Origin of the sequence: Hamadaea sp. NPDC051192, assembly GCF_040682475.1 — a bacterium.
Taxonomy (GTDB): domain Bacteria; phylum Actinomycetota; class Actinomycetes; order Mycobacteriales; family Micromonosporaceae; genus Hamadaea; species Hamadaea flava.
Map to the genome: position 1 here is coordinate 1 of NZ_JBFBAZ010000231.1, position 7,825 is coordinate 7,825.

8 protein-coding genes are annotated in these 7,825 nt (G+C 70.7%); 7 read left to right on the plus strand and 1 reads right to left on the minus strand.

The window, feature by feature from the left end; translation table 11 throughout:
- Positions 1–1,100 (minus strand): BadF/BadG/BcrA/BcrD ATPase family protein (locus AB0M47_RS41190; protein WP_363424057.1); only part of this gene is annotated, 1,100 nt, incomplete at its 3' end.
- 121 nt (positions 1,101–1,221) lie between these two features.
- Here AB0M47_RS41190 and AB0M47_RS41195 point away from each other — a divergent pair.
- The 7 genes from AB0M47_RS41195 to AB0M47_RS41225 form a co-directional block, all read left to right on the plus strand.
- On the plus strand, positions 1,222–2,106 hold the full coding sequence (locus AB0M47_RS41195; RefSeq protein WP_363424077.1) for a MurR/RpiR family transcriptional regulator: 885 nt from the start codon (positions 1,222–1,224) through the stop codon (positions 2,104–2,106).
- The gene (locus tag AB0M47_RS41200) at positions 2,103–2,903 is read left to right on the plus strand and encodes an SIS domain-containing protein (protein WP_363424060.1); all 801 of its coding nucleotides are present in this window, start codon (positions 2,103–2,105) and stop codon (positions 2,901–2,903) included. The genes AB0M47_RS41195 and AB0M47_RS41200 overlap by 4 nt, the downstream gene beginning before the upstream one ends.
- A gap of 19 nt (positions 2,904–2,922) precedes the next feature.
- Positions 2,923–4,338 (plus strand): N-acetylglucosamine/diacetylchitobiose ABC transporter substrate-binding protein, encoded by a 1,416-nt coding sequence (gene ngcE, locus AB0M47_RS41205; protein WP_363424062.1) that lies wholly within the window; start codon positions 2,923–2,925, stop codon positions 4,336–4,338.
- Positions 4,338–5,246, plus strand: coding sequence for a sugar ABC transporter permease (locus AB0M47_RS41210; RefSeq protein WP_363424065.1), 909 nt, complete (start codon positions 4,338–4,340; stop codon positions 5,244–5,246). Before ngcE ends, AB0M47_RS41210 begins: the two co-directional genes overlap by 1 nt.
- On the plus strand, positions 5,243–6,058 hold the full coding sequence (locus tag AB0M47_RS41215) for a carbohydrate ABC transporter permease (RefSeq protein WP_363424068.1): 816 nt from the start codon (positions 5,243–5,245) through the stop codon (positions 6,056–6,058). Before AB0M47_RS41210 ends, AB0M47_RS41215 begins: the two co-directional genes overlap by 4 nt.
- 31 nt (positions 6,059–6,089) lie before the next feature.
- Positions 6,090–7,298 (plus strand): glycosyl hydrolase, encoded by a 1,209-nt coding sequence (locus AB0M47_RS41220; protein ID WP_363424071.1) that lies wholly within the window; start codon positions 6,090–6,092, stop codon positions 7,296–7,298.
- A gap of 273 nt (positions 7,299–7,571) precedes the next feature.
- The coding region (locus tag AB0M47_RS41225) for a discoidin domain-containing protein (RefSeq protein ID WP_363424074.1) at positions 7,572–7,825 on the plus strand (254 nt) is incomplete at its 3' end.

A 7,825-nucleotide genomic window follows, 5' to 3' on the forward strand; every position in this document is an offset into this window, starting at 1 on the left:
TTAACTCCATGATCAACGGGGAGGGAGGGGGAGGGAGGGGGGTGGGGGTGGGGTGGTGGGTCAACGGGGCGGGGGGTGGTGGGTGAGGAGGGAGGGGGTGGGGGAGGGAGGGTGAGGAGGGCGGCGGATAGGGCGGGGTCGCCTGCGACGGAGTGCGGTACGCCGCGCTCGGTGAGGGCACGCGTGAGGGCAGCGGTTACGGCGGTACGCCCGGTGAGGAGGCCGCCGGCGAGGACCACGGGTCCGGCCGGCTGGCCGAGTTCGTCGAGCGTACGCAGCAGTTCCGTGGCAGCTTCGTCCACTAGGGATAGTGCATCGGCGTCGCCCTGGCCGGCGTGGTCGCACACGATCGGGGCGAGGGCGGCGTACTGGTCGGGTGACGGGCGGTTGCCCCAGGCGAGCAGCTCGTCGACGGTCCGCGCATCGGCGTGCCGGGTGACGGCGGCGGCGAACGGCGTACGCGGCCAGGTCCGGGCGATCCGGCGAACGGCGGCCAGCCCCAGCCACACCCCGGATCCCCGATCGCCGAGGAGCCAGCCGAGCCCGTCGGCCGTCTGCGTGACCTGCTGATCGCGTACGCGAGCCGCGATGGCGCCGGTGCCGGCGATCAGCACGACGCCGCAGTCCGCCGAAGTGCCCGCCGCGAAGGCGGTGACGGCGTCCGCGTACGCCGAGAAGGAGCCGGTGATGCCGAGCCGGGCGAGGGCGTTCGTGTAGTCGGCGTGCCGGAGGCCGGTGATCCCGGCGACGCCTAGTCCTACCGCGACCACGCGGGTGGGGTCGTGCCCGTCCAACGCAGCCCTGATGGCCTGCTCGAACTCGGCCGGCGCGTTCGGATGGCGCAGCGGGTTACCTGGCCCGGCCCGCCCCCGGCCGATGACCGCGCCGGGCACTGCGCCAATGACCGCGCCGGGCACTGCGCCAATGACCGCGCCGGGCACCGCGCCGGGCACCGCGCCGGGCACCGCGCCGGGCACCGCGCCGGGCACCGCGCCGGGCACTGAGCCGTTCACTGCGCGGTCGGCCAAGCCGTCCATGGTGGCCAGTACCGCGCGGGTGCCGGTTCCGCCGGCGTCGACTCCCACGATCAGAGCGTTCACGCAGGTCATCGAAGCACGCGAAAACAACTATTGACAAGACCTAGTCGCGATCGTAATTTTCATCGCACCGAGGTGAACGTGAAAGGAATGTTCGAACATGACGGTGGTGAGCGGCGGACTGATGGAACGCCTGAAGACGGAGGGACCCGGGCTGCCCGACGCGCTGGCCCGCATCGCCGAGCAGATCCTCGCCGATCCGCAGGCCGCGGCGCATGCGTCCATCGTGGACTTGGCCGAGCGGTCCGGCACCTCGACGGCCACCGTCACGCGGTTCAGCCGGATGTTCGGCTTCCGGGGGTACGCCAACCTCCGCGTCGCGGTGGCGACCGAGACCGGCCGGGCCGAGCAGGCTCGCTGGGAGACCGACATCAGCGGCGACATCGCCCCGGGCGACTCGCTCGACCGTGCGCTGAACGTCATCGCCACCGCCGACACCCGGGCGATCCAGGCGACGGCGGCCGGGCTCGACCTCGCGGCGGTGGACGAGGTGGCGACCGCGATCGCGGCGGCCTCCCGCGTCGAGATCTTCGGGCTGGGCAGCAGCGGCACCGCCGGTCAGGAGATGGCGTTCCGGCTGGAGCGCATCCGCATCCCCGTCTGGTACCGGCCGGACACCCACCGCGCGCTCACCAACGCCGCCCTGCTCGGTCCCGGCGACGTCGCCGTGGGGTTGTCCCACTCGGGGCGTACGCGTGAGGTCATCGAGGCGCTCGCCGAAGCGGGGGACCACGGCGCCACCACCGTCGCGATCACCTCGTTCGCGCGGTCGCCGCTGGCCGAGGTCGCCGACGTCGTGCTGAACACCTCGGTCCACGAGACGACCTTCCGGCTGGCCGCGTTGTCGGCGCTGCATTCGCAGCTCGTCGTGCTGGACCTCATCTACGTCGCGGTCGCGCAGAAGACGTTCGACCGCACGGCCGAGGCGCTGGAGGTCACCGTCCGCGCCGTCGACGCGCATCGGCTGCCCGAAACCCCGAAGCGGACGAAGAAAGGCGCATCCTCGTGACGACGAGCAGCACCACCGGCGACACCGAAAGCAGTTCGGCGAGCAGTTCCGTGAGCAGCGCCGCGTACCTCACCGTGATCCGGGCCGCGATCGACCAGGTCGGGACCGGCCAGCCCGCCCGGCTCGCGGCGGCGGCCGGCCTGCTGGCCGACTGCGTCCGCAAGGGTGGCGTGATCCAGGCCTTCGGCTGCGGGCATTCCGAGGCGCTGGCGATGGAGATCGCCGGCCGGGCCGGGGGACTGGTCCCCACCAATCGGATCGCGCTGCGCGATCTCGTCCACTACGGCGGTGAACCGGCCACGATCCTTGCCGACCCCGGGCTCGAGCGCGATCACACCGTCGCGCGGCGGCTCTACGACCTGGCCCCGGTCGGCCCGGACGACGCGTTCGTGATCGCCAGCAACTCCGGCGTCAACGGTTCGGTCGTCGAGCTGGCCAGGGTCGTGAAGGCGGCCGGGCACCCGCTGATCGCCATCACCTCGCTGGCCCACAGCTCCGGCGTCGACTCCCGGCACCCGTCCGGGCAGAAGCTGCTCGACCTCGCCGACGTCGTCCTCGACAACGGCGCTCCCTACGGCGACGCCGCCCTGCCCCTGCCTGGTGGCGGCAGTGTCGGCGCCGTCTCCTCGATCACGGCGGCGCTGCTGGCGCAACAGCTCGTCGCCGACGTAGTCGCCCGGCTGCTCGACGCCGGGATCACCCCGCCGGTCTACCTGTCCGACAACGTGCCCGGCGGGCGCGAGCACAACGCTCAGACAGAGGCGCGGTACGCCGGGCGCATCCGGCGTACCGCTTAGGAGAAAGAGAACCGCTGCGATGGTTCAGATCCCCAGAACGAAGTATGGCACTCCCCGCCGGGCCGTCCTCGGGGCGGCGCTGGCCGGGGTCGCCGCGCCGGCCTTGGCCGGGTGTGTGACGTCCGGCGGGGACTCGGGCACCGGCTCCACCGCCGGGGCGAAGTCCGCCGAGAACCCGCTCGGGGTCCTCCCCGACGCCCCGCTGGAAGTGGTCGTCTTCAAGGGCGGCTACGGCGACGACTACGCCAAGAACGCCGAGTCCCAGTACGCCCAGCGCTATCCGAAGGCGAAGATCGACCACAAGGGCATCCAGCGGGTGGGGGAGGCGTTGCAGCCCCGCTTCGTCGCCGACACCCCGCCCGACGTGGTCGACAACAGCGGCGCGGGCCGTCTCGACCTGCCGACCCTGGCCGCCGCGAGCAAGCTGTCCGACCTGACCGAGCTGCTCGACGCGCCCGCCTGGGACGTGCCCGGGGCGAAGGTCCGCGACACCCTGCTCCCCGGGGTCGTCGAGGACGGCACGCTCGGCGGCAAGCCGGTCACGCTCAATCTGACGTACACGGTGTGGGGGCTGTGGTACTCACGTCCCCTGTTCGATCAGCACGGCTGGGCGTACCCGAAGAACTGGACCGAGATGCTGGCGCTGTGCGACCAGATCAAACGCGCGGGCATCGCGCCCTGGACCTACCAGGGCAAGTATCCCGAGTATCTGAACGACCCGCTGCTGACGATGGCCGCCAAGACCGGCGGTACCGACCTGCTGAAGGCGGTCGACAACCTGGAGCCGAACGCCTGGAAGAGCGAGGCGCTGATCGGCGCGGCGAGCGCGATCGCCGAACTGGCCGGCAAGGGCTACATCATGGCCGGGTCGGAGGCGTTGTCGCACACCGAGTCGCAGGCCGCGTGGTGCCAGGGCAAGGCCGCCTTCATCCCTTGTGGATCGTGGCTGGAGAGCGAGCAGAAGGGCGTGGCGCCCGCGAACTTCGGCATGGTGATGGGCGCGGTGCCCGCGCTGACCGCGGGCGACAAGATGGGCGGCGCCGCCGTCCAGGCCGCGAGCAGTGAGTCCTATCTGGTCCCGGCCAAGGCGAAGAACCGGGCCGGTGGGCTGGAATACCTGCGGATCCTGTTCGGCAAGGCGTCGGCCAAGGCGTTCGCGGAGGCCAACGCCACGCTGCCCGCGATCGCCGGGGCCACCGACGGGCTCACCCTCACGTCGGGGCTCTCGTCGGTACGCGACGCGGTGGCCGCCGCGGGCAAGGAAGCCTTCAGCTTCCGTTTCCGATCCTGGTACGCGCCCTTGGCGAAGGCGGTCGACGACGCGACCGGCGAGCTGGCGAACAAGCGGATCACGCCGCAGGCGTGGGCGGAGCGCATCCAGAAGGCGGCCGACGCGCTCGCCAAGGACGCCGGCGTCACGAAGTACCAGCGCTGATGAAGCACGGCCGGTACCGGTTCGTCGCCGGCGCGTTGGCCCCGGCGCTGGTGCTGCACGCGTTGTTCGTGCTGTCGCCGTACGCGCAGGCGTTCTACCTGTCGCTGACGGACTGGACGGGCGTCGCGGGCGGCGCGCACTTCGTCGGGCTGGGCAACTACGCCCGGCTCGGCGGGGACGCGCTGTTCCTCGACGCCCTGCGCAACAACGCCGTGATGCTGATCGTCGTGCCGGCGGTGACCATCGCGATCGGGCTGTTCCTGGCCAGCGTGCTGCATCTCGGCGGGCGGCGGGGCCTCGACGGCGTCCGCGGGAGCTCCTTCTACAAGGTGGTCTACTTCTTCCCGCAACTGCTGTCGCTGGCCATCGTCGCGGTGCTCTGGCAGTTCGTCTACAACCCGACGAACGGACTGCTCAACGGCAGCCTGCGCGGGATGGGTCTCGGCAGCCTGGCGCGTAGCTGGCTCGCCGAGCCGCACCTGGCGCTCGCCGCCGTGATGGCGGTGATCGTGTGGTCGTCGGTCGGCTTCTACATGGTGTTGTTCAGCGCCGCGATGGACGCCATACCGCGTGAGCTGTACGAGGCGGCGCTCATCGACGGCGCGGGCGCCTGGGCGACCTTCCGGAAGGTGACGTTGCCGCTGGTCCGGGACAACGTCCGGGTCGCCTTCGTGTACCTGGGCATCGCGGCGCTCGACGGCTTCGCGATCGTGCAGATCATGACGGTCGGACCCGGCGGCCCGGACGGCGCGACCGAGGTCATCGGGCTCAGCCTGTACCGCAACGCGTTCACCTACGGGAAGTTCGGCTACGCCTCCGCGATGGGGGTCACGCTGTTCTTCCTCACCCTCGCCGTCGCCCTGCTCGCCTTGCGGGGACGGCGTACCGAGCGGTTGGAGGTCGCATGAGGCGGGTCGGGCTGCACGCGGTCATGGTGGCGTGGGCGGTCGTCACGGCGTTCCCGCTCGTGTGGGCGCTGATGAGCTCGGTGAAGAGCGACGCGGAGATCCTGGCCGATCCCTGGTCGCCGCCGTCCTCGGTACGCCTGGAGAACTGGGCGCGAGCCTGGAACGCCGCCGACATCGGGCGGTACTTCCTGAACAGCCTCATCGTCGTGGGCGGCGCCCTGGCGCTGACCATGGTGCTGGGCTCGCTCGTGGCGTACACGCTGGCCCGGTATGAGTTCCGGGGCAACCGGCTCGTCTACTACACCTTCGTCGCGTCGATGTTCTTCCCGGTGTTCCTGGCGCTGGTCCCGCTCTTCTTCGTCGTGCAGAAGATGGGACTGCTGGGCACCTATCCCGGGCTGATCCTCGTCTACACCGCGTACGCGATGCCGTTCACGGTGTTCTTCCTGCACTCGTTCTTCCGCACCCTGCCGTCCGCCGTCGCCGAGGCGGCGTTCCTGGACGGCTGCTCCCATCTGCGGGTGTTCGCCCGCGTGATGCTGCCGATGGCCCGCTCCGGGCTGGTCAGCGTCGGCATCTTCAACTTCCTGGGGCTGTGGAACCAGTACCTGCTCCCGCTGGTCCTCAACCCCGACCCCGATCGGTACGTCCTGGCACAGGGGCTGGCGGCGCTGTCCGTCAGTCAGGGCTACCGCAGCGACTGGAGTGGACTGTTCGCCGGACTCGTCATCGCGATGCTCCCGGTCCTGTTCGCGTACGTCGCGTTCCAACGGCACCTCCGCGCCGGCCTGACCGCCGGCGCTGTCCGTTAACCCCCTCGTCCCCCATCTGAGGAGGACCAGCATGTCCACCAAACTCACCGCGGCGCTGTCCGGCGTGGCCCTGGCGGCCTCGGCCGCCGTCGCCGCAGTGTCGATCTCGACCGGCCCCGCTGTCGCGGCCGACTGCGGGATCCTGTTCGACGACTTCAACTATTCGTCCTCGGCGGACTCGTCGCTGACCGCGCACGGCTGGGTGCCGCGCAGTTACCAGGGCGGCCCGGGCGTGCCCGGGGCGACCTGGAGCGCCGCCAACATCACCTTCCCGTCCGCGGGGATCATGCAGCTCAACTCGGCAACCGACGGGACCGCCGGCGGCACCAGTCATGCCGAGATCTACACCAGTCAGAAGCGCTACTTCGAGGGCACGTACGCCACCCGCATCCGGTTCACCGACGCGCCGGCCAGCGGGAACGACGGCGACCACATCAACGAGACGTTCTTCACGATCAGCCCGCTGAACGGCGACCTCGACCCGACCTACAGCGAGCTGGACATCTCGGAGTACCTGCCGAACGGCGGCTGGGGCGAGACCGGCCCGATCAACTACCAGACCACCTGGTACACCTACCGCAACGATCCCTGGTACGCCGACAACGTGCACTCCGAGGAGCGGCAGAGCCACGACGGCTGGCACACCCTGGTGGCGCAGGTATCCGGCGGCCACGTCAAGTACTACATCGACGGCACGCTCGTCGGGGACCACAGCGGCAAGTTCTACCCGCGCCAGACGATGACGATCAACTACAACCTCTGGTTCATCGACACCGCCGCGCACACGGGCGGGCAGAGCAGGTACATCGAGCAGGTGGACTGGCTCTACTTCGCGAAGAACCAGGTCGTCGCGCCGGCCGACGCGGTCACCAAGGCGGCGGCGTACCGGAGCGCTGGGATGGGCTTCACCGACACGGTCGACTCCTCCGGGACGTGCACGAACCCGTCACCGTCCACTTCGGCCACTTCCTCGCCGTCGGCCTCCCCGTCGACGTCGCCGTCGTCCTCGGCTTCACCCTCGCCGTCGACGTCGGTTCCGGCCGGCTGCGCGGGGGTGCAGGCCTGGACGATCTCCGGCGTCTACAACACCGGCGACCGGGTGGTGCACGAGCGCAGCAAGAACGGCGACCCGTCCGGGCCGAAGTCCGGCGACGGTTTGCACCTGTGGCGGGCGCGCTGGTGGACCCAGGGCTCGGAGCCCGGCTGGACGGCGCAATGGGAAGACCTCGGGCGCTGCTGATTTTCGTCCCTCCCGGAGTTCTCTGCGGATCACGGTGACGCATGCTTCGACGGGCCGATTTGGCCTGCGTAACCGTGATCCGCAGCCGTCAGTGAGCTGTCAGTGAGCCGTCACTGAGCCGATGCGCGGTCGTGCCAACTTGGCGCGGCCGCGCATCGACGGCTTGACATCGACGGCGATGGTCGCGAGTCTCTGTGCGAGAGAGCGCTCTCCCATCCGTCCCCGTTCGGGGCGCACCGCCGCGCCCTGCCCACCGTCCCCAGGGAGCCGCTCATGCCTGCCCGCTCTCGGAGAACGTTTGCTCTCCTCGCGTCCCTCGCCCTCGTGCTCGGGCTGACGACGGCCGTCGGCCTCGCGACCCGCGCCGGGGCGGCGCCGACCCTGATCTCCCAAGGCAAGGCCGCCACCGCGTCGTCCGCGGAGAACGCCACCTTCCCCGCGTCGGCCGCCGTCGACGGCAACACCGGTACGCGCTGGTCCAGCGCGTTCAGCGATCCCCAGTGGCTCCAGGTCGACCTGGGCGCCAC